Origin of the sequence: Flavimaricola marinus (genome assembly GCF_900184895.1) — a bacterium.
Lineage (GTDB): Bacteria > Pseudomonadota > Alphaproteobacteria > Rhodobacterales > Rhodobacteraceae > Flavimaricola > Flavimaricola marinus.
Genome location: NZ_FXZK01000003.1, coordinates 168,385 through 192,933 on the forward strand (window position 1 = coordinate 168,385; position 24,549 = coordinate 192,933).

The following is a 24,549-nucleotide window of genomic DNA, read 5'->3' on the forward strand; positions in this document are numbered from 1 at the left end:
TTGGTGATCTGAATGCGCTAGGAGCGGTTTGATGTTCGGAATGGGCTGGAGCGAGATTATCCTCGTGGGCATCGTGGCGCTGATCGTTGTCGGCCCGCGCGATTTCCCCAAGATGTTCCGCACGATGGGGCAGATGACGGGCAAGGCCCGTGGCATGGCCCGCGAGTTCTCCAGAGCGATGGAGGCCGCGGCGGACGAGAGCGGCGTCAAGGACATTTCCAAGACCATCAAGGCGGCCGCCAATCCGACCGCCTTCGGCACCGAGAAGCTGCGCGAGGCGACCGGCCTGAGTTCAAAAAACGTCAAGCCCGGCGGTGCCACCGAAGCCCTCGCCAAGGAGCGCGCAGAGAACAAGGCCAAGATCGAGGAGGCGCTGGCCAGCGCCGCCAGTCGTCGGGAGGCCAAGATCGCGGCCGAAGAGGCGCCTTCGGCCGCTCCGACGCCTGCCTCCAAGCCTGAGCCCGCTTCTGCACCCAAAGCCCCCGCAGCCAAGGCCGCCAAGCCGAAGTCAGCGCCCGCCAAGGCCGCGAAACCGAAGGCCGCGAAGCCGGCGGCAAAGCCCAAGGCGACCGCCGCGAAGGCCCCGAAGCGCACGCCGAAGCCAAAGCCTGCCGCCACACAGACCCCGAAGGCCGACAGTTCAGAGTGAGCCAGATATGAGCAACGCCGACGAAATCGAAGACAGCGCCGCACCGCTGATCGAGCATCTGACCGAGCTTCGCAGCCGGCTGATCTGGTCCTTGGTGGCCTTTGTCATTGCCATGGTGATCTGCTTCACCGTCTGGAACCCGATCTTCAACTTTCTGACCTCGCCGCTGTGCAGCGCGCTTGCGGATCGCGGGCAGGATTGCACGACCTACCTGCTCAGCGTGCAGGAGGGCTTCTTCCTCGCGATCTCGATCTCGCTGTTTGGCGGGCTGGTGCTGTCGTTTCCGGTGATCAGCTATCAGATGTGGCGCTTTGTGGCCCCCGGCCTCTACAAATCCGAGAAGGGCGCGTTCCTGCCGTTCCTTCTGGCCTCGCCGATCATGTTCACGCTCGGCGGGTTGTTCGCGTTCTATATCATCACGCCGCTGGCCTTTAACTTCTTTCTCGGCTTTCAGCAGGCGGGCACCTTGCTGGAGGGCACCGGCAGCGACACCGGCGTGGCCGGTATCGCGTTTCAGGGTTCCGCGCAGTCCTATGTCCTGCTGACGATCAAGTTCATCGTGGCCTTTGGCCTGTGCTTTCAGCTGCCTGTGCTGCTGACCCTGATGGGCAAGGCGGGTCTTGTCAGCGCCGTCGGTCTGGCCGGCACCCGCAAATACGCGATGGTCGGCATTCTGATCGTGGCCGCACTGGCGACCCCGCCGGATGTCGTCTCTCAGGTGATCCTGTTCGTCGTGGTTTACGGCCTGTACGAAGTGTCGATCCTCTTGGTGAAGCGGGTGGAAAAGCAGCGTGAGGCCAAGCTCCGCGCCGAGGGCCTGTGGTTCGAGGATGACGATCTGGAGGATGCCGAGGAGGCCGCCGACGTGGCCGATGCGGAGGCTGACGCGACAGACGAGCCGAAGACATGACCGATCCGCTGGACCGGATCGCCGCGGCGCTGGAGCGAATGGCTCCGGCCCCGCAGCCCGCCCCTGATTTCGACGCGGCAGGCGCTTTTGTCTGGCAGCCGGACCCGGATCGCCTCGAGCCGGTCGCGCGCGTCAACCGCGTGGACATCTCAATGCTGGTGGGCATCGACCGCGCCCGCGATATTCTGATGGCCAACACCACCCAGTTCGCCAAGGGTCTGCCCGCGAACAACGCCTTGCTCTGGGGCGCGAGGGGCATGGGGAAATCCAGCCTCGTCAAGGCTGTGCACGGCGCTCTTAATCCAGACTATCCGCAGCTGAAGGTCGTCGAGATCCAGCGCGAGGATCTGCAGTCCATCGGTCGCTGTCTGGCGCTGCTGCGCGGCTCGGACGCCCGTTTCGTGCTCTACTGCGACGACCTGTCGTTCAGCCATGACGATGCCCATTACAAGTCGCTCAAGGCGGTTCTGGATGGTGGTATCGAGGGCCGGCCGGACAACGTCGTCCTGTATGCCACGTCGAACCGTCGCCATCTGATGCCCCGCGATATGATCGAGAACGAGCGTCAGAGCGCGATCAATCCGTCAGAAGCCGTGGAGGAGAAGGTGTCCTTGTCCGACCGATTTGGTCTGTGGCTCGGCTTTCATCCCTGCGATCAGGATCAGTATCTGGAAATGATCCGCGGCTATTGCGAGGCTTACGGCGTCGAGATTTCGGACGCCGATCTGCGTGCCGAGGCGATCGAGTGGCAGGCGACCCGTGGCAGCCGCTCTGGCCGGGTGGCATGGCAATTCTTCACCGATCTGGCGGGCCGTCGCGGCGTCACGTTGGCGTAGGGGCAGTCTGCCCCCGCCTTTGTCGCTATCACCGAGCCGACTGCCCCAAAGGGCGGCGGGGGTCATCGCCCGCCGCTGACGTCAGGGCAGGAATTCGGCCGGATCGACGCTGTCGGTGCCGCGACGCACCTCGAAGTGCAGGAAGCTCGGATCGCCGGGCAGCACCTCTCCGATCACCTGACCTCGGCTTACGTTCGTGTCCCGCGCGACCGTCAGGTTGGTCACATGGGTGTAGACCGTCAGCAGGTTGTCCGGGTGCCGGATCACGACGATCTGAATGCCGGCGGTATCGGTGGTGATCGCAGCGACCGTTCCCGCTGCGGCGGCCTTGACCGGAGACCCGGCGGCGGCTCCGATGTCGATCCCGTCATTCCGTCCCCGCGCATATTCGCGGATGATGCTGCCCTGTGCGGGAGTGACCATCGCCGCGCTGCTTGCTGCCGGCGCTGATTGCTGGCTGCCCAGATCGGGTGCGACGCTTTCGGGTTCTTCCTCGGGCGTGCTGCTGGCCACCGGGGGGGTGGTCTCTTCCGGCAGGGGGGCTGCGGCGCTTGGCGGGATCGGGGCGATGCTTCCGGTGCCGGGGGCGGCGGTATCCACAACCGGCGCTGCCACGGTGCCGACCGTTCCGGCGGGCGGGATCAGCAGGAATTGCCCTTCGCGGACGGCGAGGTCGCCGGTCAGACCGTTCCATTCGGCAAGGGCGTTGACGTCGACGTTATAGACCCGCGCGATCGAATAGGCGGTCTCGCCCCTTGTGACTTGATGCCGGATCGGTTCCACGCCGGATTGGCTCGATGGGGCGGTTCCTTCGGCCCGGTCGATGGCGTCGGAGGCAAGTGTGGTGACACTGACCTCGGGCGCCGGCTGGATCGGGCCCGTGGTGGCGGACCCGGTGGCGGGCGAGGGCTCCGCGACCCGTGAGGGCAGGGCGATGATCTCGTCGCGCCGCAGCGCGACGTCGGGGGCGATCCCGTTGTAGGCGGCCAAGGTGTTGGCGTCGAGCCCGAGCCGGGCGGCGATGGATTGCACGGTGTCGTCCCGCTGTGCGACGACGACCTGATAGTTCGGGTAGGAAATGATCCCCCGGTCATCGGGCCGGGGCCGGTTTGCCGCGGTCGAGAGCGCCGCGGTGGTGTCGAACCCGTTGGTGACGTCGCGCATGTCCAGATCGAAGGGCTCTGTGCAGGCGGACAGGATCGCCAGTGCGGCGCCTGTCAGGCAGAGCTTGCCGATGCGGGAACGGGGCCGGTCGAATGGGGGTATCTGCTGCATCTCATGTCCTCGGTCGCTGATGGGCCCTTGTGGATCGGCCTCTTTTCGCGGTCGTCTACCAACTCTCATACACCTCTTGCGGGCGCTTGTCTGTTTTTGCCGGCCAACCCGGGCCGCGGGCTGGTCCTAGTCTTGCCCGAGCCCTTCGACAAGGGGCACGAACCGCACGGCGCGCAATTCCTCGTAGTCGAAGCCGTTCTCGGTCCGGTTCACCCGGATCAGGCTTTGCACGGTGTCGGACTGACCGACCGGCAGCACCATGATACCGCCGATCCGCAGCTGGGCCAAGAGGGGGCCGGGCGGGTCCTCGGCGGCGGCCGTCACGAGGATCTTGTCGAACGGCGCCTGATCGGGCAGCCCGTGGCTGCCATCCGCGGCGAGCGCGGTGATGTTGGTCAGATCGAGCTGATCGAAGATGAGCCGCGCGTTGGCAACCAGCCGCCGATACCGCTCGACCGTATAGACCCGCCGGGCGAGATGGCTGAGAATGGCCGCCTGATAGCCGGAGCCGGTGCCGACCTCGAGCACCTTGTCGCGCGGACTGATCCCCAGCGCCTGCGTCATCAGGCCCACGACCGACGGCTGGCTGATCGTCTGGCCGCAGGCAATCGGCAGCGGCATGTCGTCATAGACCCGATCCTCGAAGATCCCCCGCACAAAGAGCGCCCGGTCGACTTTCTCCATCGCCTGCAGGGTGCGGGCGTCGGTGACGCCCTTGGACCGCAGGGCGAAGAGAAATTGCATCTTGGCGTCGGCGTCCCAGGTCACTTGAACAGTTCCTGTAGCCCGGCGAGCGCGTCGTGCGCCGTGAGGTCGGCGCGCATCGGCGTGACCGAGATGTAGTCGTCGAGGTTGGCGGCGGCGTCGGTGCCATCGGCTGTCCGCTCGTCCTGCCGGCCGCCCTTGATCCACAGGAACCGTCGGCCAGAGGGCGACAGGTGTGGTTCGACCGAGAAGGTCGTGTTCTGGCGGAATCCCTGGCTGGTGATCTTCGTGCCTTTGACATCCGCGCCCGGTATAGGCGGAAAGTTGATGTTGTAGAACAAGCGGTAGTTATGGGTGTCCCAATGCCCCTGCGCCAGCAGGGTCTGGACCACCGCCGTCCCATGCTGGGCGGCCGCCTCGAACGCATCGTCACGATTGACGTTCCTAGGCCCGTAGAACTGCGACAATGCGATCGCGGGAAGCCCTTGCAGCGCCGCCTCCATCGCGCCGCCGATGGTGCCTGAATAGAGCACGTTCTCGGCGGCGTTGTTGCCCCGGTTCACCCCCGACAGCACCAGATCAGGCGGGCTATCCTTCATCACGTCGTGGATCCCTGCCAGCACGCAATCGGCGGGGCTGCCCTCGGCGGCGAAGCGCCGTTCGCCCAGTTCCGCGATCATCATCGGGTGGGTATAGCTGATGCAGTGCCCGACCCCCGATTGTTCGAATGCGGGTGCGACGGTCCACACCTCACCCTTTGGTCCGGCAATCTCGCTTGCAATCGTGTGCAGCACCTTGAGCCCCGGTGCGTTGATGCCGTCGTCATTGGTGATCAGGATACGCATATGAGCCCCTTATGTGTGTAGCACTTTCCTATGGCAGAGCCCGCGACGCGGCAAGGCTGACGCGGCTATTCCGTTACAGTGCGACCGGCAGAGTGCCGTCCAGGACGAGATCCGCGCGAGATGCGGGCGCTTCGCGGGCGACATAGTCGTTTTCCTCTGCCTGCCAGACTTTCCATTGCGCCAAGGCGTCGGCCCCGTCTCGGGCCAGCCCTCGTTCCAGTCTCAGCGATTGCGGCACGTCGATCCATATCCCGAAAGACAGGAAGGGGCGAAATCGGGCGCGGCTGCTGCTGACACCTTCGAGCAGGATGATCCCGCCGGGCGGCACGGTTCGCCAGTCGCCCAGAGCCTTGCTGTGCCAATCGTAGCGTTGGTAATGCGCAGGTCGATCTGCCGCCAAGGGCGTCAGGACTTGCTCCATCAGACTGTCATCCCAATCCAGCGGGTGGTCCGGGCTGGCAAAGTCGTCTGTGGCGATGACAGGCGCTTGCACTGCACTTGCCAGCGCGGCGGCAAGCGTCGATTTGCCCGCGCCGCCCAGACCGTCGATGGCGACGATCCGGCTGCGCATTCCCTGCGGTGGTGTGCTGGTATGGATCTGACGGGCGATCTCGGCCAGGGCAGGGTTGCCTGTCATTCGCCCAGAATGAGGGGCAACAGACGCGCGGCCTCGGTGCCCGGATCGGCCAGCGCGGACCGGTCTTCGCCGGGAAAGAACCGTCCGCGCAGTGCCGTGGGCATCGGCTTTGGGGCGAGGATCCGCACCTGTGGCCCGGTCTTGACCGTTTCCGCCTGCCACGACCGGGCGAGGGCGATCTGCGCGGCCTTGGTGGTGCCGTAGTGGCCGAAGAACTTTTCGCCCCCGCGCGGGTCGTCGAAGAACACCGCCCGGCCGGTGACGCCCAGAAGCGGGCTGACATAGCCGATCAGCCGCGCCGGCGCGCGCAGGTTCACCGCGACCGAACTGTCGAAATCCTTGTCGGCCAGAGTGGCGGCGGGCGCGAGGGGCCCGGCATGGATCGCCGTGTGCACCCAGAGGTCCAGCCCGCCCCAGCGGTCGTGGATCGACCGGCAAAGCTGCTGCATGGCTTCCGGCACGGTGATGTCCATCGGCGCAAGTGTGGCCTGCCCACCTGCGGCCTTGATCCGGTCGTCGAGGTCTTCGAGCGCGCCGACGGTCCGCCCGACGGCGATGATGTGATGCGTCGGCGCGAGCGCCATGGCCAGAGCGGCGCCGAGGCCGCGGCTGGCACCTGTGATGAGGGCGGTTTTCAAGCGGTTCGCTCCGTTGCATTGTGCACGACCCGAAGCTCGGCCCGGGCGGCGTCAAGATCGCCCTGCGCCCCGATCCAGTCGCAAAACCGGTCGAAGTCTTCGGGCATGGTTTCCAGCGTCATGTCCATGACGTGAGTCTTGTCACGCAGGAAATGGTTGATATTGGCGGTGACCGTATCGACGTAATCACGGCAATATTCAATGAGCGGCGTTTTCCACGCCCGATTGCGCGAGCGGGCGAGGATGTCTTGCCGGTAGGCCCGGATGATCCCCTGATTGGCCCGCTGGGTAAAGCTCTCAGCGACCTCCTCGGGATTGCGCGTCAGGTGCACATAGGCAGCCCTGTCCCCCCAGGCCATGTCCAGCCGCCCGAGCAGCCACGCCAGCCGATTGTCGATCTCGATATGCCGTGGCGGGAAAGCGAACCTTTCCGGCCCCGTGGCGTGCGTCAGGCTTTCGTGGGCCGATGTGTGGCTGGAAAGGTGGGCGCAGGCCCGGCTGAGCGTCATCGAGCCGCACCGACCGGTGCAGAGCACGATGATGGTCGACGGCATGCTCATGCCCCGATCTCCGCCAGACGCAGGGCGACGATCCGGTCAACGAGCGTTTCGGGCAGGGGGTGAGCCGGGGTGAAGAGCACGCCGCTCTTGCTCCATTTGAACCCGAGCGCGTCGATCTCGTCCGTGATTTGCGGAATGATCCCGCCGGAATGCGGATAGAGCCCGCAGTGTTTGGCGAAACCGGCATATCCGGCGACCATCTTCTTGCCCAGACGGAAGCCGGGCATGGCGTAGGACATCACCTCGACCGCATCGGGCAGAAGCGCGCGCAACTGCTGTCGCAGCGCCCCGAGAGCCCGCTGCTGATCGCTGGGCAGGGCGGCAAGGTAGCTGTCTGGCGTGATCGTGGTCATGGCAAATGCTATGCCCAGTCTTCGACCGCCGCGCAAGCGGGCCGGACGGGATTGAGTTTATTGGCCAAGATGAAGCCTATTCGGCCGCTGTCTTCATCTGAAATCCGGCGTCGATCATATCGGCAGGCTCGACCGGGTATTCGCCGGAGAAACACGCGTCGCAATACTGTGGCTGGGCCTTGTTACGCCCGCCGGATTCGCCCACGGCGCGGTAGAGCCCGTCGAGTGAGATGAACCGTAGCGAGTCGACGCCGAGATGCGCGCACATCTCGTCTTCGGACATGTTGGCGGCTAGCAGCTTTTCCCGGTTCGGCGTGTCGACCCCGTAGAAACAGGGCCATGCCGTCGGCGGGGAGGCGATGCGGAAGTGCACTTCCTTGGCGCCCGCGTCGAGGATCATTTCGCGGATCTTGATCGAGGTGGTGCCCCGCACGACGCTGTCGTCCACAAGGATCACCCGTTTGCCCTTGATCAGTGCCCGGTTGACGTTGAGCTTGAGCCGCACGCCCATGTTGCGGATGCTTTCGGTCGGCTCGATGAAGGTCCGGCCCATGTATTGATTGCGGATGATTCCCATTGCGTAGGGGATGCCGCTTTCGAGGCTGAAGCCGATCGCGGCGGGCGTGCCGGAATCCGGCACCGGGCAGACCAGATCGGCATCGACCGGCGCTTCCTTGGCCAGTTCGCGCCCGATGGCTTCGCGCGTTTCGTAGACCGAGCGGCCACCGAGGATGCTGTCGGGCCGTGAAAAGTAGACGTGTTCGAAGACGCAGAACCGTGGCTTTTGCGGCCGGAAGGGGAAGTGGCTTTGCACCCCCTTGTCGGCGGAAATCACGACCATTTCGCCCGGTTCGATCTCGCGCACCAGTTCGGCGCCGATGATGTCGAGGGCGCAGGTTTCGGAGGCGAGCACGAAGCCGTCGCCGACCTTGCCCAGCACCAAGGGCCGCACGCCGAGCGGGTCGCGGCAGCCGATCAGCTTGCTTCGCGTCATGGCGACGATGGAAAACGCGCCTTCGACCTTTCGCAGCGCTTCTTCCATCCGGTCGGGGATCGTCCGCCCCATGGACCGCGCCATCAGGTGGATGATGCATTCGCTGTCGGACGAGGACTGAAAGATCGACCCGCGCTCGATCAATTCGCGCCGCAATTGCACGGCGTTGGTGATGTTTCCGTTATGCGCGATGGCGGCGCCGCCCATGGAGAATTCGCCAAAGAACGGCTGCACGTCGCGGATCGCTGTCTGTCCTTTGGACCCGGCGGTCGAGTAGCGCACATGCCCGATCCCGATAGCGCCCGGCAGCGTTTCCATCACTTTCTGAGAGGTGAAGTTGTCGCGCACGAGCCCCATGCGGCGGGCTTGGTTGAAGCCGGTTTCGGTATCGTGGGTAACGATGCCGCCGGCCTCTTGTCCCCGGTGCTGAAGGGCGTGCAGCCCCAGAGCGATGAAGTTGGCCGCATCCACCACGCCGACGCAGCCGAAGATGCCGCATTCTTCGCGCAGTTTGTCGTCGTCAAAAGGATGGGCGGGGGGCATGTCAGGTGCGGTCTCGATGGACAAGGGGCAGCTCCGAATCCGATGTGTCAAGCGCCCCCCTGATAGTCGCTCAGGGGGGGAGTGTCACGAAACTATAGCAATCGGGCGGGCCTTACTCGGTCACGACGCCGCAATCGCCCACCAATTGCTCGTATTGGGTGGTGATCCAACCAAGCGCCTGCTCCGGGTCGCGCTCTTCGATCTGGCCGGTGAGGCGCGAGAACACGGCGGCCGAGCGGCTGTCGTCGACCATCGGGATGGACTGCGCCGAAAGCACCGTTTCGTAGACGAAGAACGCCACGGCGACGAGCAGGATGCCCCGGAACACGCCAAACAGGAACCCGAGGCCCTGATCGACGCCGCCGAGCGCGGAGCGTTGCACCAGAGTCGAGAACAGAGGCGTGAAGATCGAGAAGATGACCAGCGCCACGGCAAAGACGGCGGCAAAGGCGCCGATGATCGAGAGCTCACAGCTGTCACCGATGAAATCGCCGACCACGGGGATCTGGCGGATCAGCGGCTGCACCTGATCGGCGAAGATGAACGCCAGAATGGTCGCTGCGATCCAGCCGAGGATAGCCAGAGCCTCGCGCACGAGCCCGCGGCTGTAGGCCAGCAGAGCCGAAAGGACGATGACCAAAGCCACGACGCCGTCAACGATGGTGAAGTCTTCCATGGGTCTCTTCTTCTTATCCGTTGTCGCCCGGCGAAATGCCGAACACCGCTTCGATCACACCTGCCAGATCGCGCATTTCGCGCATCTCCAGCCCTGCGCCGCCTCCGCGTTTGGTCAGAACCGGCAGAATGGCCGAGGTAAAACCAAGTTTCTGCGCTTCTTTCAACCGATTTTCGGTTTGAGCCACCGGTCGCAGGGCACCAGAGAGGCTGATCTCGCCGAAAATGACACAGGTTTCGGGCAGGGCGGCGTCTTCGCGGGCGGAAACCAGCGCACAGGCAACGGCCAGATCCGCGGCAGGTTCGCTGATCCGCAAGCCGCCGGCCACGTTCAGATAGACATCGAGCCCGGTGAAGGAAATGCCGCAGCGCGATTCCAGCACGGCGAGGATCATGTTGAGCCTGCCGCCATCCCAACCGACCACAGACCGCCGCGATTGGCCAGGAGCGGCGGGCGAGACGAGCGCCTGGATCTCGCACAGGAGGGGCCGTGTTCCTTCGATCCCGGCAAAGACCACGGAACCGGGGGCTGGAGTGCCCCGTTCGGAGAGGAACAAAGCGGAGGGGTTCTTGACCTCGGCCAGCCCCTTGCCCGTCATCTCGAAGACGCCGATCTCGTCCGCCGGGCCGAAGCGGTTCTTGACCGCCCGCAGGATTCGGAACTGATGGCCGCGCTCGCCCTCGAAATAGAGCACGCAGTCGACCATGTGCTCGACCACGCGGGGGCCGGCGATGGCGCCCTCTTTGGTGACGTGGCCCACGAGGATCACGGCGATATTGCGCGTCTTGGCGAAGGTGGTGAGCTGATGCGCGGCGGCACGGACCTGAGAGACCGAGCCGGGGGCGCTTTCGACGTTGTCGGCCCACATGGTCTGGATCGAATCGATGATCACCAGGTCGGGGTTTTCCGCCTCGAGCGTGGTGAGGATGTCGCGCAGGTTGGTTTCGGCGGCCAGATGTACCGGGCTCTGATCGAGGCCGAGCCTGCGCGCGCGCATCTGGACCTGCGCCGTCGATTCCTCTCCCGTGACGTAGATCACTTTGAGGCCGTTGCGTGCGAACCGCGCCGCAGCCTGCAACAGCAGCGTGGATTTGCCGATGCCGGGATCGCCGCCGACGAGAATCGCGGAGGCTGCCACCAGTCCGCCGCCCAGCACCCGGTCGAGTTCCTCGACCCCGGCTCTTGTGCGCGGGGGAGCGGCCTCTTCGGTCGCCAGATCGGTGAGCGGGATCGTCCGCCCGCGCTTGCCGCCGAGCGATTTGGCCTTGGGGCCGGCGGTCAGCGGCTTGTCTTCGACGATGGAGTTCCAAGCGCCGCAGGCTTCGCAGCGCCCGGACCATTTGGAGTGCGCGGCGCCGCATTCGGTGCAGGAAAAGGAAAGGTCTTTGGCCATCACTGGGTTTTGAACTGTTGCGCCGGAATGGGCAATGGGATGCGGCTTGGGATTTTCCCCTCCGGGGGGAGTTTTCCGGCCAAGATGAAGGGCGGCCTCAGTCCTTTGCCTGCCGCTGCGTGAGTGTGGAGATCACCAAGGACGCGAGAATGCAGGCGGTGAAGAGATAGAGCCCCCATGCGGTTTCGACGCGCCCGACGCCGATGCCTTTGGCGACGACCACGTAGAGGGCGATGAGAAAAACGTCGGCCATGGCCAGTTTGCCGAGCCACGACAGGACCGGGATCAGTTTGCGCTTGAGCAACCCGAAGTGGATGAGCGCGATGCCGATGGTCTTCATCATCGGGGCGAAGAGGGCGAGGGCGGTGACGAGCAACGCTAGGACGGGATCGGTGCCCCAGAGGCTTTGCAGGCCGGAGATGACGCTGATTTCGGACAGCGAAAACAGCGGCAACAGCCCGGCCTTGAGCAATGGAGCGAACCACGAGATCGGGAACAGGATCAGTAGCGCCAGATTGGCGGTGCGTAGAGTGGTCAGCATGGCGCGGCCCCGGATCGTTGCAGGTGTCAGGTGGGGCCGGGGTGGTCGCGGCGCAAGAGGCGCGGGCTATTCCGCGGCGGGCTTGGTCATCGTGACCACATTCGCGGGGCGGCTGGTTTTTGCGTCGGGATCGGCCTCGTCGGTGGACTCGGGCGCATCGAAGCCTTCGAAGGAATAGCCCAGAGCGGGAAGGGCGGATTGCAGTTCCTCATCGAGTCGGGCCAGTTGCGAGGCGACGACGCTCTCTTCCAATTCGATTTGTTGTGCCCATTTGCGGATTTCGCGGCAGGAATGCTGCGCTTCGATGATCCGGGCCTGCTGGTTCTCTGCTTCGGCCTGTCGCTGCCGCAGAAAATCCTTGGCCCGCGCGACGCGTTCGTCGGAATAGACGTCCGCCAGCCGCCGTGCCTGCTGGCTCATCTGGGCGGCGACGGTGAGGATGTCGGTCTCCAGCTCGGCCAGATCGGGATGATCGCGCAAATAGGTGAGCCGCTCGCGCACGGCATCGAATTCCGACGACAGCGTGAAGACGCCGGACCGATCGGCGGTGTGGCAGACGTGAAAGGCACGTGCGACGTCATCCATGCTGATCTTGAAATCGCGGTGGCTGCGTTCGAGGGCCAGAAGGCGCGATTGCGAGGGGATGAAGAAGAACAGGAGCAAAAACAGCGTCGTAACGCCGATTTGCGTGGCGTGCCCCGCATAAAGATAGGTGTAGTCGCCGAACTGTGCTTCGAAGGTCAGCCAAGGCATGATCCCGAGCGCGCAAAGGATGGTGTAGACCAAAAGCGTCAATCCCACGATCCCCAAGATCATCAGGGACAGAACCTGCATCGCCTGCGCTGTTCGAAGCACTATCGAGCCATATGTCACGCTTGTTCCCCCAAACCACTGAACGATCAACAAACTCCATAGTAGGCGAAAAGTTGCCGTCCGCCCAAGAAAAATGGTTAATTTGTGGCAAATAGCTGAAATTGTTAAAACAATATCAGTAATTTGTGGGCGGTTGTTGCGGCAACGGCGACAATCGCGCGGTTCAGCGCAGGGTTTCAATCGGCCCTTCGGCCCGTCCGTGGATGAACTGATCGACGTAAGGGTCTGAACTGGCATCCATTTCCGAGGCTGGCCCCGTCCAGCGGATTTTGCCGCCGTGAATCATCGCCACGTCGTCGGCGATGGCACGGACCGAGGTCATGTCGTGAGTGATGGTGATGGCGGTGGCCCCCATCTCGGTCACGATCTGGCGGATCAGGTCGTTGATCACGCCGGCCATGATCGGATCGAGGCCGGTCGTCGGCTCGTCGAAGAAGATGATCTCGGGGTCGGCGCAGATCGCGCGGGCGAGGCCGACCCGCTTCTGCATCCCGCCCGAAAGCTCGGCCGGGAGCCGCTCCGCCACTTCGGCGCCGAGCCCGACGCGGGCCAGCTTTTCGATGGCGATGGATTTGGCCTCGGCCCAGGGCCGCGCCAGTTCGCCTCGAAGCAGACGAAAGGCGACGTTCTGCCAGACCGGGAGGCTGTCGAACAGGGCGCCGCCCTGAAACAGCATCCCGAATCGCGCCAGAAACGCGTCGCGCGGCACCCGTGTCACATCGCGCCCATCGACGGTGATGCTGCCGCCATCGGGTGTCACCAGCCCGAGGATGCATTTGATCAGAATGGATTTTCCGGTACCGGAGCCGCCGATGACCACCATCGAACGGCCCTTGCCGACGGTCAGGTCGACGCCACGCAGGACGTGGTTCGATCCAAAGCTCTTGGTGACGCCGGAGAGGGTTATCATGACGAAAAGAACGCCTCTGTCAGAATGAAATTGGCGGCGAGGATCAGCACCGCCGCGGCGACGACGCTGGATTTGGTCGCGCGCCCGACCCCCATGGCCCCCCGGTCCGAATGCATCCCGAAATAGCACCCCATGAGGGCTGCGATGAAGCCGAAGGCGGCCCCTTTGGTCAGCGAGGACAGGATGTCGAGCCATTCGAGGAAATCGACCGTGTTCTTGAGATAGGTCACGGATGTGAAGTCGAGCCGGTAGGTCGCCACCATATAGCCGCCGAATATGCCGATGATGTCACCGACGGCGACGAGCAACGGCATCACCAATGTCGCGGCGAGAACCCGTGGCATGGTGAGGTATTTCATCGGATTGGTGGAGAGGGTGACCAGCGCGTCGATTTGTTCGGTGACCTTCATCGTGGCGATTTCGGCCGCAATCGACGAAGTCACGCGTGCGGCGATCATCAGCCCGACAAGCACCGGCCCCAGTTCCCTCACCATGCCGATGGCGACGATCTGCGGAACCACCGCCTCGGCGCTGAACCGCGCCCCTCCGGAGTAGATTTGCAGTGCAAGCGCGCCGCCTGTGAAAAAGGCGGTCAGCCCGACGACGGGCAGCGAGAAGTAGCCGATTTGCAGCAGCGCCGCGCCGAGCTCTCGCGGGTAGAAGGGCGGTCGGACGATGTGGCTGACCGTCTGGCCGGTAAAGATCGCAAGCCGTCCGATGGAGGCCAGTCCGCCGAGCACGAGCGCGCCGAGGGCTGCCAGAAGCCGGATCATCGCGAGGTATACCGCCGGGTATAGCGCGCCCCGAGCGAGGTGAAGATCTCGTAGCCGATTGTCCCGGCGACCTCGGCCAGATCGTCGGCGCTTTGATGCGGCCCGAGGATGGTCAGGTGCCGCGGGTCTTCGCCCAGATCGGTCACGTCGACGGTGATCAGGTCCATCGACACGCGGCCGATCAGGGGGCAGGGCGTGTCGTTGTGCCAGAGCGTCGCCTTGTCGGAGATCGCCCGCAACAGACCGTCGGCATAGCCCGCGGAGACGGTCGCGATCCGGCTTCGCCGGGTGGCTTGCCATGCGTTGGCGTAGCCGACCACCTCGCCTTCGTCGATGTCGCGGATCTGCACGACGGGCAGGTCGATCTGCACGGTGCGTGTCGCCTCGGCGAAGGGCAGTCCGCCGTAGAGCCCGATGCCGGGCCGGGTGACGTCGAAATGGTAATCGGCCCCGAGCAGGATGCCGCCGGTCGCGGCGAGCGACCGCGGCACGTTGAGCCCGTCGGTCATTTGCCGAAAGATGTCGAGCTGATAGGCGTTCATCGGGTGATCCGGCTCGTCGGCGCAGGCCAGATGGCTCATCAGCAGCACGGGCCGTTGATCGAGCACGACTTCGGCCACGGCGGCCCACTCTTCCCATTCCATCCCGAGCCGGTTCATCCCGGTGTCGAGCTGCACGCCGAACGGATGCCCGGGAAGCGCCTCGAGGTGCCGCGTTAGCTGTTCGAGCGAGTTGATCATCGGCGTCAGACCGAGATCGGCAATCATGTCTGTGTCGCCGCGCATGTGCCCGGAAAATATACCGATTTCCGGTCCGGGGCCGACGGCGTCACGGACTGCGGCGCCTTCTTCGGCGACGGCCACGAAGAAGCGTTTGCACCCGGCATGGGCGAGCGTGCGGGCGACTCGTGCCGCGCCGAGCCCGTAGCCGTCGGCCTTAACCACGGCCGCGGTTTCGCTGTTGCTCAGTTTATCCAAAGCCCGCCAGTTTGCGGCGATGGCGTCGAGGTCGATGGTCAGTTTCGCTGTGCTCATGCCGGGTCTTTTGACAGGTGCCGTTGTGGCGGGCAAGAGGGCCGGACGGCTTTGGACAAACCGTCGGTCTGCCGTCGGTATCGCGTCGGTGTCATTGCGGCAGAGGCGGGGGCGCTATGGGGGCTCTGCCCCCGTAGTGGCGCCGCGATGGCGAAGCGGGCAGAGCGGCCCCCCGGAGTTTTCCGGCCAGGTGAATCAGTCGCCGTCGGCGCTGGTCAGCTTGTAGGCTTGCAACTCGTCCGGCTGGAGCAGGTAGATCTCGTCCGGGGGCGTGACGAGGGCGTGTTGCATGATCGCCGGGTCGATCTCCATTTCGATCAGGTAGGCCATGACCTCGCCTTGTCCGCGCTGGATGTCTTCGACCGCGAGGAAGGCGGGCAGGGCGACGTTCTCGCCAAAGAAGTGCTGATGCACGCCCACCCAAGCGCCGTCTTCGACCTGCCGTGTGGTGCCGCCGGCGAGGATGTAGGGGCAGGCCGAGAGGCAGACATCGGTTTCGGTCATTCGGGTGCTGGCTGGCATGGCGCGGATTAGCCGCCCGATCGCCAGCGCATCCCCGACCGAGCCGCCCGGCGAGTTCAGAAAGATCGTGTCGGGCGGTGTCGTCTGGGTGCTGAGCCAATCGGCGAACCGCTCTGCGTCGCCCGGCGCGATGGAGCCGGTGAGCGTGAGCGCCTGTCCGCCATCAAACGGCCCTGTGTCGAAGGCGAGCCGTGTCGGCATGTCCTCCGTCGCGGGAATCGGCCGTGTGCCGGGCCGCGGGGTGCGCTGCGTCAGGTCGCGTGGGGCGTAGCGCCGGGTCTGATCGCCGGGGGCTGTCGGCGCGTCGAGGGCGGGCGCGCGCGACGGGCTGATCAATGTCGGCAGCACCCGCATCAAATCCGTGCCGAACAGGATCAAGGCCATGCCGCATTGCAACGCGAGAATCGCGGTGAGCCAGCGTTTGACCGGGTGCTTGCCGGTTGGCGTTTCGGCGGCGTCGGTCATTCGGCGGGACGTGTGCTGTCGATCGCCGAGAGCGTGGGCGATTGCTTGGGCGGTGCGGGGCCGGGGATCGGTGGCGCGGCGTGCTGTTTGCCGGGACCGGCCTGCACGGTTTCAACGTCGCGGAGCGCCTGCAGCGCGGCCCTGAGTTCGGCCAGCGTCAGTTGATCCTCGGCGGAGATATTGTCCCGCCCGGTGCGGATCGCGGCCTGGGCGATTGCCGTAATGAATACCAACACGGCGGGTAGCAGGTCGATGGCGATGGCACCGGCCCATGAGGGCACGAAGTTGCCCGCGTAGAGGATCACCGCGTCGGCGGTCGAGATCGGGGTGTAGACGGTGTCTTCGGGCTGTTGCATGGCCATGACGGATTCGGCGGCAAGCTGGAGCGTTTCGGCCCGCTGGCCGAGCACGGTCATCACCGAATCGATGGTGGCCTGTTGTCCGGCCCGTGTGTCGGCGCTCGTCCCGTCGAGTTGCGGCAGGATCACCGATTGCGCCAGATCCTGCGCGGAGCGTTGCACCAGTGGCGCGACGGAGAGCTGCCGCAGCCGGGTGATCACGTTGGCCAGTCGCACGGCCTCTTCGCTGAATTGCACCGAGCGCGTCTCGACCGGGCCGGGGGCGACGGTGAGCGCCCGCATCCGGCTGAGGATCGCGTTGCCTTCGGCGAAGGCGGCGCCGACGAGGGCGTCCTGCGTGCTGATCTGCGCCTCGAGCCCGGTGAGTTCGTCCGCCTTTTGCCGCAAGAGCCGGAATACCGCCCCTTGCCCGGCAAAGCCCGACAGATCGCCCGAGGCTTCCTGTTCGGCCAGATCGGTGAAGCTCTGGCGCACGCGGGCGACGTCCCGTTCGAGCGATTGCGCGGAAATGGCGATGGTGTTGGCCCGCTCCAATGCCGCTTGGTAGTTCTGCACGGTGGTGGCGAGGTGCTGTTCGACCGCGGCCGCCCCGGCCAGGGCCGCTGCGTTGAGCCATGACGACATGGCGATGATCGCCACGGACCCCAGCCCCATCGAGGCCAAGAGCCCCAGCCGCGAGGCCATCGACCGCATCGCGGGCAGGAGCCGCATCATGTACGACCAGAAGACGAAGATTCCGACCGAGACCGCCACCGAATAGGCCATGGCCGCGAAGACGCTGAGCGCGCCGGTGTCGTCGAGCAGCGACGAGACCCCGAGGTAGGTGTAGATCCCCGATGCCACAGCCAGCACGGCCAGAGCCGCCCCGGTGAAGCTGTCGAGCCAGTTCAGGTGGCCTTCGATTTCGCGGGCGTGCCGCATGCCGCGCATCTCGGTTCGGCTGAGCCGATTGTCGTCCTGCATTGTCTCACCCACCTGTTGCTTGCCTGCAATATAGGGCCAGCCGCTGCTCGGTGCGAGTCGGCTCTGATGACAGTTTGGTCAGGGCGGGTTCAGGGCTCGCGCATGTTTTGATTGCGCCGGAACCACATCTGTTCGCCGATCAGGCAGTTGTAGCCTTGGGCAAGGGTGATTTGCTCAGGGGCCGGCGCTGCATCCGCCAGTTCGAGGACGAGCTTGCGGGTGACCGCTTCGGCGAAGTCCTCCCACCGGGTGACAGGGATGACGAAGGCGCCCGGCCCGCCGATGACGCAGTTGGCGTAATAGACATCGAGATCGTCGAGCCGCATTCCGGCGGAGCCGGTGCCCCGTGTCATCAGTGGCAGACCGTTGATGGTGATCCCCCGTGCTATGGCCTGATCCCGCGCCTCGGGGGCGGGCCGTCCCTCGTTGTTGGGTCCGTCGCCCGAGATGTCGATGACCCGCCGTAACCCGGCATAGCCGTTGCCGTCGATGTAGTCGGCCCCGAAGTCGATGGCCGCGTGGATCGACGTCCGCAGCTGGGTCGTCAGCCGCCCGACGCGCAGGACGTCGGCAAAGGCGGTGAGGTCGTCTTCGCCCCGGATCAGCGTCCAGTCCATGATGATCCGCTGCCGACCGGCCCCGGCCCATTCCACATAGGCCAGCGCGATCTGCCCGGTCATGCTGTCCCCGATGGCCGTGACCACCTGCGGCGATGTCAGCGCCGTGGCGTAGCCCTGCCGTTGCAGCGCCAGTTCGCTCGGCGACATCGACCGCGAGACGTCGACCAGCAGCAGCAGTTCGACGTCGACCTCGGTCTGTTGCGCCGAGAGAGGGCCGGCCAAGAGGCCGAGCAGGAGGGCGAGCACGCGCATCATGTCAGAAGTGTAGCGGCCCCGGCGCCCTTGACCAGCGCCGGGTGCACCTGCCCTAATCGCGCCGAGGAGCCAACTGAGGGAGGACATCATGGCACTGCCGACAATCCGCGTTACGCGGGAGGAAATGCGCAAGCGCGTTGCGCTGTTTTCCGAGATCAAGGGATTCGACGGGGGCTTGCCGGACAGTGACCACCCCGACGCGAAGCGCACGCTGTTCAACGTGGTCGGATTTCAGCCCCCCGAGGGCGAGGCAGGGGCCACGTCGAGCCCGGTGGGCGCGAACGCCGCCCGCAACGCCGCGATCAAGATCAGCGAGGGCTTCAACCTCGGCTATTGCAAAGCCTATCCCGGCAAGGGCCCGATGATGCACAACCACGACACCAACGAGACCTTCATTCCGATGACCGGCCGCTGGGAATGCTCATGGGAGGTGGATGGCAAGGTCGAAGCCTTTGAACTGGGCCCCTACGACGTGATCTCATTCCCGCCGGGCGTCCAGCGCCGGTTCATGAACGTGACCCATGACGAGCCGGATCAAGAGCATCTGTTGATGTTCGTGATCGGCGGGAATGGCCCGAAAGCGGAGTTTTCGCCCGAGGTGATGGTCGATCTCAAGGAACGCGGGCTGGTCTAGGGGGACAAGCGGCGAAGCGGGCGGTCAGAAACCGCTCTCTTCGCCTTGCTGCCATGGCTGCACGAGGTTGCCAAAGCGGGTAAAGCGCCCCTCGAAGCTGAGGTCCACGGTGCCGATGGGCCCGTGCCTTTGCTTGCCGATGACGACCTCGGCCTTGCCGCGCAGACGCTCCATATCGTCTTGCCATGCGGCCATCTTGTCCAGCTCGTGATCGCCGGGCTTTTCGCGCTCTTTGTAGTATTCCTCGCGGAACACGAACATCACCACGTCGGCGTCCTGCTCGATCGAGCCGGATTCGCGCAAGTCGGAAAGCTGCGGGCGCTTGTCCTCACGGCTTTCCACTTGGCGCGACAGCTGCGAGAGGGCCACGACCGGGATGTCGAGTTCCTTGGCAATCGCTTTCAGGCCCTGGGTGATTTCCGAGATCTCGTTGACCCGGTTGTCGTTCTTGCCCGAGCCGCGCAGCAGCTGGAGATAGTCGACGAAGAGCGCGTCGAGACCGTGGGTCCGTTTCAGTCGCCGCGCGCGGGCCGCGACCTGAGAGATCGGCAGGGCAGGGGTGTCGTCGATGAACAGCGGGCAGGCTTCGAGCGCCTTGGCCGCCTCGACGAAGCGGCGGAATTCCTCTTCGGTCATGTCGCCGCGCCGGATCTGCTCGGAGGGCACTTCGGACGCCTCAGAGAGGATACGCGCGGCAAGCTGCTCGGCGCTCATCTCGAGGCTGAAGAACCCGATGACCCCGCCGTTGACCGCACCTTCGGAGCCGTCGTGCAGGGTGCCTTTCTTGTAGGCCTTGGCGATGTTGAAGGCGATGTTGGTGGCCAGCGAGGTCTTGCCCATCGACGGCCGTCCGGCGAGGATCAGAAGGTCGGACTTGTGCAGACCGCCGAGCTTCTTGTCCAGATCGTTCAGGCCGGTCGAGACGCCGGCAAGTCCACCGTCGCGCTGATAGGCGGCGTTGGCGACCTGCACCGCATCGGTGACGGCGCGCAGGAACGATTGGAAACCGCTTTCAGAGGTGCCTTGTTCGGCGAGCTTGTAGAGCTCTTGCTCGGCCTCGACGATCTGCGCCTTGGGCTCGGAGGCCACGTCGATCTTGGTCGCCTTGGCGGCGATGTCCCGGCCCAGCCGGATCAGCTCGCGCCGGATCGCGAAATCATAGATGATCTGGGCGTAGTCGCGCACCGCAAAGGCCGAGATCGCGGCACCCGCAAGGCGGGCCAGATAGGCCGGTCCGCCGAGCTCCTTGAGCCCCTCGTCATCCTCCAGAAATGCCTTGAGCGTCACCGGGCTGGCCAATGCGTTCTTGGAGATCCGGGCGGCCGCCACCTCGTAGATGCGTGCGTGGACCGGATCATAGAAATGATCCTTGGTGATGATCGACGCAATCCGGTCGAAGACGTCGTTGTTGGTCAGGATCGCGCCCAGAAGCTGCTGCTCGGCTTCGATCGAATGTGGCATGACGTCGTCGGTCGCGGCAGCGGTGCCGGACGCATTGAAGGCGGCGATTTCGTTCATCAGGCAAGTCCCCCGTTTGGCCCGCACAGCACTGATCCCACCGAAGCGCTCTGCGTTCGCGGGTCATACAGGCATGAGGGGCGCGGGAGCAAATTGTATATGTCTGTGGATGGTCTGTGGAGAAGCATGTCCATACGTCATCTTGCCCTGTGAGGGGGGACTTGGTCAACATCTGGTAGGTGCGCGGGGGGCGGCGGCGTTGCCGACGCTTACGCTTTCCGCAGCGTCAGGTGCAGTGCCGCCGGATCAGGCGGCGGGCAACCAGCCGCCCGGATCGCGCAGATAGCTTTCGACGGAATCGAGCGTTGCGGCGTCGAAATAGTCGCCCCGCCGCGCCTCGGCCAGCACGTCCCACCATGTGCACAGATGCAGCAGAGTGATCCCCTCTTTAGCCAGATTTTCCGTCACATTCGGATGGATGCCGTAAAAGAAGATCACGGCGGTATAGTTGCAGCTGGCGCCGGTTTCGCGGATCGCATTCACAAAGCTGACCTTGGAGCCGCCGTCCGTCGTCATGTCCTCGACGAGGACAACCCGCTGGCCCTCGGTCATCGCCCCTTCGATACGGGCGTTCTTGCCGTAACCTTTGGGCTTCTTGCGCACGTAGGTCATCGGCAGCGCCAGCCTCTCGGCGACCCAGGCCCCAAAGGGAATGCCCGCCGTCTCGCCGCCCGCCACGTTGTCGAACGCCTCTGGCCCGGCCTCGCGCATGATCGTGGTGGTCAGGAAATCCATCAGCACCGAGCGAATGCGCGGATAGGAAATCAGCTTGCGGCAATCGACATAGGTCGGAGCCTTCTTGCCGGAGGCATGGGTGAACGGCTCTGTCGCGTTGAAGCTCACCGCCCCGATGTCCAAGAGCATCCGCGCGGTCAGGCGGGCAATTTCGGCGGGGTCGGTGAAGGTCGAAGGGATCATCAGCGCGCGGTCCTGTTTCTTTGGGTTCTAAATATCCACTGCCTGACGCCGTCACACAGCGACGTGCCAGTGGAGGGGGAATCCGGGGTCAAAGACGGTGACGGGCCCATCCCCGGTCTCGATCCGTGTGGGATAGGAGATCGGGTCGCCCTTGGTCAGGGTGATAGTCTCGTCATTGGGTTTCAGCCCATAGAATTTCGGCCCGTTCAGCGCGGCGAAGGCCTCCAGCGCCTTCAGCTTGCCTGCCGCCTCGAACACTTCTGCAAGGCAGGAAATCGTGTTCGTCGCCGAGAACACCCCCGCGCAGCCGCAGGGCAGCAGCTTGTTCGCATCGGTGTGCGGCGCGCTGTCGGTGCCCAGAAAGAACCGTGGGTCGCCAGACACGGCCGCCTGCACGAGTGCCACCCGGTGCTTTTCGCGTTTGGCCACGGGCAGGCAGTAGTAATGCGGCTTGATGCCCCCTGCCAGAATGTGGTTGCGGTTGATGATCAGGTGGTGCGTGGTGATCGTCGCGGCGAGGTTCTTCTTGCTGTCGCGCACGTAATCCACCGCGTCCTGCGTGGTCACGTGTTCCATCACCACCTTGAGATCGGGGGTCTTCTTGCGCAGCGGTTTCAGCACCTTGTCGATGAACACCGCTTCGCGGTCGAAGATGTCGACGCTGTGGTCGGTCACTTCGCCATGCACGCAGAGCGGCATCCCAATTTCGGCCATCTTTTCCAGCACGGGCCGGACCTTGGCAAAGTCGCGCACGCCGGACGCCGAATTGGTCGTCGCCCCGGCGGGGTAGAGTTTCACGGCAGTCGCAATGCCGGCGGCATGCGCATGTGCCACGTCTTCGGGATCGGTCTCTTCGGTCAGGTAGAGCGTCATCAGCGGGGTGAAGCCCGCCCCTTGCGGCCAGATTGCGTAAATCCTGTCCCGGTAGGCCGCGGCTTGTGCGGCGGTGACCACGGGCGGCACCAGATTGGGCATCACGATGGCCCGGCCAAAGTGTCGCGCGGTTTCCGGCAGCACGGCGGCCAGCATTGCGCCGTCGCGCAGGTGCAGGTGCCAGTCGTCGGGCTTGCGCAGGGTGATTTCGCTGCCCGTTGGCAGGAGGGTGTCGAGTTGTGCCATAATTCGGTGATTACACCGACGAACCCACGCTGACCATAGCCTCTTGCGACCTTGTGTCCGCTTGGCGATAGTTAGGCAGCAAGCAACGGGAGGAACCCATCATGCTGGCCTTTATCATTGCGGTCGTTGCCGGATTTCTGACCCCTGCCGCCGAGGACGCGCTGGCCAAGCCCATCGAGGCGATGATCCGCAAACATATCGTGCTCGAACCGGGCGAGCGCCGGGTGCTGGCGTTCGTATTGGTGATGCTCGTGGCCGGGATCGCTGCGAACCTGCTCGACAGCGGCAGCCCGTTCTGGGTGATCCTGGGCGGTGCGCTGGGCTATTTCGGCACCCGTCTGGTCGCCGCCGCCCGCGCCGCGATGGACGCCCGCCGCTAGAACAAGAACCTTGAGGAGAGCATTAATGAAAATCATTCCAACCACAGGGCTGGCTCTTGCCGTTTTGGCCGGGCCGGCGGTGGCGGACTGCTTCGATCAGTCTGCCCTGACCCGTGGCCTGACCGTGCGCTATGACAACAGTGATTTCACAACCATTCGTCGCACTGGCGATGGCTATCAGCAGATCGACGAATTCTACGATGCGGGCGATTCGATGATGCGCTTTCGCGCTCATCGCGGCGTCTACTTCGTCGAGGAATACGAGCCGGGCCCCGATGGCGCGCCGATCGACGGCACCGGCCTGATCATCGAGTTTCCGGTCGATCCTGCGACCTTGCCCACCCCTGCGGCGGGGGTGGAGTGGACCGGCGAAACCGTCAACATCTTTGACGATGGCACCCGACGCCCCGAAGTGGCCACCGTCGGTTTCGTCGCGGCTCCGTCGATCAATCTGTCAGGCTGTGACTACGAAGTGCTCCGCACCAACGTGCATTACGATTGGGGTGACGAGGGCTGGTTGCGGCTCCGCTACGCCTATCTGCCGGCGATTGGCACCGCGCTGCTGCTGTCGAGCCAGTTCGATGGCGAAGACCCGTTCACCTACACACCCGTCGCTCTGGAACAGGCGACGAAGTAGACCCGTCCGCCTTCGCCGCTCAGGCGGAGGCGACCTTCTGCCGCGTGGCTGCGGCCTCGATCTTGGCCAGCCGCTCTTCGAAGAATCCCGCATCCGACGTGCCAAGCCCGTAGCGGCAGAGCCGTGCCGCCAAGCCGGGCCGCTCATCGACTTCGAGCCGTTTGAGCAACGTCCGCAGATAGGTCTGGCTGTCGCGCCGCGCCCGCCAGAGCTTGGCGAAGCTGATGTTCGTCAGCGTTCCGGCCATGGCGTGTTCGATCAGCGGGAACAGGCAGTCCATGCTTTCCAGCGCCACTTCGATCCGTGGCCGCGCCAAGCGGCAGGGCAGAGCGGTGACGTTGCTGCGCCGGAACAATGCGGCGTGGATTGCGTCGGCCTGCATCGTGGGATCGAAGCAGACAAACGCTTCTTCGACCGCGTCGATCATGTCTGGCGCATATCCGAACCGAGAATTGAAATCCTTGCGCCGCGCCTCTGGATAGCGCCGGTCCCAGCCGGCATAGGCCGGATCAAGCGTGGCCACGGGCCGCATCATGAGCACTGTCGCTCCCGGCGCCGCGACGGAAAACGCCCCCGCCGCATAGCCGCCCTGATGGGCGCCATAGAACAGGACGTTGTCGAAATCCTCGAAGAACCCGTCGTCGATCAGCCGGTCGATAAAGCCGTAGAGCCGCGCGCCGCGGAACCAGGAGCTATCCTCGGCCAGAATCGTCAGCAGCGACCAGCCGTTTCGTGTGACCAGATCAAAGCCCAGCGGCGCTCCGTTTGGCCGCGCCTGTGCTGCGCTGCGCAATTCGAACGTCACCAGAAGCCGCGTGCCGGCATCGATGAACAGGGCGGCGTGTTCGTCCCCCAGCCTTTCGAGATAGCCGTGCTCTTCGCCAAGTTCGTCAAGCGCTTGGAACCAATCGTCTTTGGACAGTCCGGAGAGATCGCGGGAGAGATCTGGTGTCATTCAGTAACGTCCGATCGTTTTGTTTTGATACCGCAGCGCATGGCAACGGTACTAGGATC

28 protein-coding genes are annotated in these 24,549 nt (G+C 64.6%); 6 read left to right on the forward strand and 22 right to left on the reverse strand.

Annotated features, from left to right (window positions below):
* Positions 1 to 31: 31 nt before the first annotated feature.
* The 3 genes from tatB to LOM8899_RS09710 are packed head-to-tail and all read left to right on the forward strand — an operon-like array spanning position 32 to position 2,395.
* Positions 32 to 649 carry a Sec-independent protein translocase protein TatB gene (gene tatB, locus LOM8899_RS09700; RefSeq protein WP_093992015.1) on the forward strand — a complete coding sequence of 206 codons (618 nt, stop codon included), beginning with the start codon at positions 32 to 34 and terminating at the stop codon, positions 647 to 649.
* Positions 650 to 656: 7 nt separating this feature from the next.
* Positions 657 to 1,559 carry a twin-arginine translocase subunit TatC gene (gene tatC / locus LOM8899_RS09705; RefSeq protein ID WP_093992016.1) on the forward strand — a complete coding sequence of 301 codons (903 nt, stop codon included), beginning with the start codon at positions 657 to 659 and terminating at the stop codon, positions 1,557 to 1,559.
* Entirely contained in the window at positions 1,556 to 2,395 is an 840-nt protein-coding gene (locus tag LOM8899_RS09710; protein WP_093992017.1) for an ATP-binding protein, read from the forward strand. Before tatC ends, LOM8899_RS09710 begins: the two co-directional genes overlap by 4 nt.
* Before the next feature lie 81 nt (positions 2,396 to 2,476).
* On the opposite strand, the gene LOM8899_RS09715 is transcribed toward LOM8899_RS09710, so the two are convergent.
* The 18 genes from LOM8899_RS09715 to LOM8899_RS09800 all read right to left on the reverse strand — a co-directional run bounded on the left by LOM8899_RS09715 (position 2,477) and on the right by LOM8899_RS09800 (position 18,419).
* Positions 2,477 to 3,670, reverse strand: a complete 1,194-nt coding sequence (locus LOM8899_RS09715; protein WP_093992018.1) for a LysM peptidoglycan-binding domain-containing M23 family metallopeptidase — start codon at positions 3,668 to 3,670, stop codon at positions 2,477 to 2,479.
* A gap of 126 nt (positions 3,671 to 3,796) precedes the next feature.
* The gene (locus LOM8899_RS09720) at positions 3,797 to 4,438 is read right to left on the reverse strand and encodes a protein-L-isoaspartate(D-aspartate) O-methyltransferase (RefSeq protein WP_093992019.1); all 642 of its coding nucleotides are present in this window, start codon (positions 4,436 to 4,438) and stop codon (positions 3,797 to 3,799) included.
* Positions 4,435 to 5,220, reverse strand: a complete 786-nt coding sequence (gene surE, locus LOM8899_RS09725; protein ID WP_093992020.1) for a 5'/3'-nucleotidase SurE — start codon at positions 5,218 to 5,220, stop codon at positions 4,435 to 4,437. The genes LOM8899_RS09720 and surE overlap by 4 nt, the downstream gene beginning before the upstream one ends.
* Before the next feature lie 73 nt (positions 5,221 to 5,293).
* Entirely contained in the window at positions 5,294 to 5,857 is a 564-nt protein-coding gene (locus LOM8899_RS09730) for a uridine kinase family protein (protein WP_093992021.1), read from the reverse strand.
* Positions 5,854 to 6,495: an SDR family NAD(P)-dependent oxidoreductase gene (locus LOM8899_RS09735; RefSeq protein WP_093992022.1), complete on the reverse strand. Its 642-nt coding sequence runs from the start codon at positions 6,493 to 6,495 to the stop codon at positions 5,854 to 5,856. The genes LOM8899_RS09730 and LOM8899_RS09735 overlap by 4 nt, the downstream gene beginning before the upstream one ends.
* Positions 6,492 to 7,055 carry a hypothetical protein gene (locus LOM8899_RS09740; RefSeq protein WP_093992023.1) on the reverse strand — a complete coding sequence of 188 codons (564 nt, stop codon included), beginning with the start codon at positions 7,053 to 7,055 and terminating at the stop codon, positions 6,492 to 6,494. The genes LOM8899_RS09735 and LOM8899_RS09740 overlap by 4 nt, the downstream gene beginning before the upstream one ends.
* Entirely contained in the window at positions 7,052 to 7,408 is a 357-nt protein-coding gene (locus LOM8899_RS09745) for an iron chaperone (protein ID WP_093992024.1), read from the reverse strand. Before LOM8899_RS09745 ends, LOM8899_RS09740 begins: the two co-directional genes overlap by 4 nt.
* Positions 7,409 to 7,484: 76 nt before the next feature.
* Entirely contained in the window at positions 7,485 to 8,945 is a 1,461-nt protein-coding gene (purF, locus tag LOM8899_RS09750) for an amidophosphoribosyltransferase (RefSeq protein WP_093992275.1), read from the reverse strand.
* A gap of 112 nt (positions 8,946 to 9,057) precedes the next feature.
* On the reverse strand, positions 9,058 to 9,621 hold the full coding sequence (locus LOM8899_RS09755; protein WP_093992025.1) for a CvpA family protein: 564 nt from the start codon (positions 9,619 to 9,621) through the stop codon (positions 9,058 to 9,060).
* 13 nt (positions 9,622 to 9,634) lie between these two features.
* Positions 9,635 to 11,014 (reverse strand): DNA repair protein RadA, encoded by a 1,380-nt coding sequence (radA, locus tag LOM8899_RS09760; RefSeq protein ID WP_093992026.1) that lies wholly within the window; start codon positions 11,012 to 11,014, stop codon positions 9,635 to 9,637.
* 97 nt (positions 11,015 to 11,111) lie between these two features.
* Positions 11,112 to 11,555: a paraquat-inducible protein A gene (locus LOM8899_RS09765; RefSeq protein WP_093992027.1), complete on the reverse strand. Its 444-nt coding sequence runs from the start codon at positions 11,553 to 11,555 to the stop codon at positions 11,112 to 11,114.
* Positions 11,556 to 11,621: 66 nt separating this feature from the next.
* On the reverse strand, positions 11,622 to 12,410 hold the full coding sequence (locus LOM8899_RS09770) for a DNA repair protein (protein ID WP_211096181.1): 789 nt from the start codon (positions 12,408 to 12,410) through the stop codon (positions 11,622 to 11,624).
* A 181-nt stretch (positions 12,411 to 12,591) separates the two neighbouring features.
* Positions 12,592 to 13,338, reverse strand: coding sequence for an ABC transporter ATP-binding protein (locus LOM8899_RS09775; protein ID WP_093992028.1), 747 nt, complete (start codon positions 13,336 to 13,338; stop codon positions 12,592 to 12,594).
* Positions 13,335 to 14,111, reverse strand: coding sequence for an MlaE family ABC transporter permease (locus tag LOM8899_RS09780; protein ID WP_093992029.1), 777 nt, complete (start codon positions 14,109 to 14,111; stop codon positions 13,335 to 13,337). Before LOM8899_RS09780 ends, LOM8899_RS09775 begins: the two co-directional genes overlap by 4 nt.
* On the reverse strand, positions 14,108 to 15,145 hold the full coding sequence (gene alr / locus LOM8899_RS09785) for an alanine racemase (RefSeq protein WP_093992030.1): 1,038 nt from the start codon (positions 15,143 to 15,145) through the stop codon (positions 14,108 to 14,110). The genes LOM8899_RS09780 and alr overlap by 4 nt, the downstream gene beginning before the upstream one ends.
* A 195-nt stretch (positions 15,146 to 15,340) precedes the next feature.
* Positions 15,341 to 16,132: a COG3904 family protein gene (locus tag LOM8899_RS09790; protein ID WP_093992031.1), complete on the reverse strand. Its 792-nt coding sequence runs from the start codon at positions 16,130 to 16,132 to the stop codon at positions 15,341 to 15,343.
* Positions 16,129 to 17,454 (reverse strand): hypothetical protein, encoded by a 1,326-nt coding sequence (locus tag LOM8899_RS09795; protein WP_093992032.1) that lies wholly within the window; start codon positions 17,452 to 17,454, stop codon positions 16,129 to 16,131. Before LOM8899_RS09795 ends, LOM8899_RS09790 begins: the two co-directional genes overlap by 4 nt.
* A gap of 89 nt (positions 17,455 to 17,543) precedes the next feature.
* A complete protein-coding gene (locus LOM8899_RS09800; protein ID WP_245820492.1) occupies positions 17,544 to 18,419 on the reverse strand; it encodes a DUF1194 domain-containing protein in 876 nt (291 codons plus the stop codon).
* On the opposite strand from LOM8899_RS09800, the gene LOM8899_RS09805 reads away from it, so the two are divergent.
* Positions 18,418 to 18,963, forward strand: a complete 546-nt coding sequence (locus tag LOM8899_RS09805) for a cupin domain-containing protein (protein ID WP_093992033.1) — start codon at positions 18,418 to 18,420, stop codon at positions 18,961 to 18,963. The two genes, LOM8899_RS09800 and LOM8899_RS09805, sit on opposite strands and share 2 nt — an antisense overlap.
* A gap of 24 nt (positions 18,964 to 18,987) precedes the next feature.
* Here LOM8899_RS09805 and LOM8899_RS09810 read toward each other — a convergent pair whose 3' ends face one another.
* The 3 genes from LOM8899_RS09810 to pyrC all read right to left on the reverse strand — a co-directional run bounded on the left by LOM8899_RS09810 (position 18,988) and on the right by pyrC (position 22,518).
* Complete coding sequence (locus LOM8899_RS09810) at positions 18,988 to 20,481, reverse strand: replicative DNA helicase (protein WP_093992035.1); 1,494 nt, start codon at positions 20,479 to 20,481, stop codon at positions 18,988 to 18,990.
* 246 nt (positions 20,482 to 20,727) lie between these two features.
* Entirely contained in the window at positions 20,728 to 21,399 is a 672-nt protein-coding gene (locus LOM8899_RS09815) for an orotate phosphoribosyltransferase (RefSeq protein WP_093992036.1), read from the reverse strand.
* Between the two features lie 51 nt (positions 21,400 to 21,450).
* A complete protein-coding gene (gene pyrC, locus LOM8899_RS09820) occupies positions 21,451 to 22,518 on the reverse strand; it encodes a dihydroorotase (RefSeq protein ID WP_093992037.1) in 1,068 nt (355 codons plus the stop codon).
* 101 nt (positions 22,519 to 22,619) lie between these two features.
* Here pyrC and LOM8899_RS09825 point away from each other — a divergent pair, with 101 nt between their 5' ends.
* Both LOM8899_RS09825 and LOM8899_RS09830 read left to right on the forward strand, forming a co-directional pair.
* Positions 22,620 to 22,898: a hypothetical protein gene (locus LOM8899_RS09825; RefSeq protein WP_093992038.1), complete on the forward strand. Its 279-nt coding sequence runs from the start codon at positions 22,620 to 22,622 to the stop codon at positions 22,896 to 22,898.
* Between the two features lie 25 nt (positions 22,899 to 22,923).
* Entirely contained in the window at positions 22,924 to 23,535 is a 612-nt protein-coding gene (locus tag LOM8899_RS09830; protein WP_093992039.1) for a hypothetical protein, read from the forward strand.
* Between the two features lie 19 nt (positions 23,536 to 23,554).
* Here the strand turns inward: LOM8899_RS09830 and LOM8899_RS09835 are convergent, their stop codons facing one another.
* Positions 23,555 to 24,490, reverse strand: coding sequence for a hypothetical protein (locus tag LOM8899_RS09835; protein WP_093992040.1), 936 nt, complete (start codon positions 24,488 to 24,490; stop codon positions 23,555 to 23,557).
* Positions 24,491 to 24,549 lie beyond the last annotated feature (59 nt).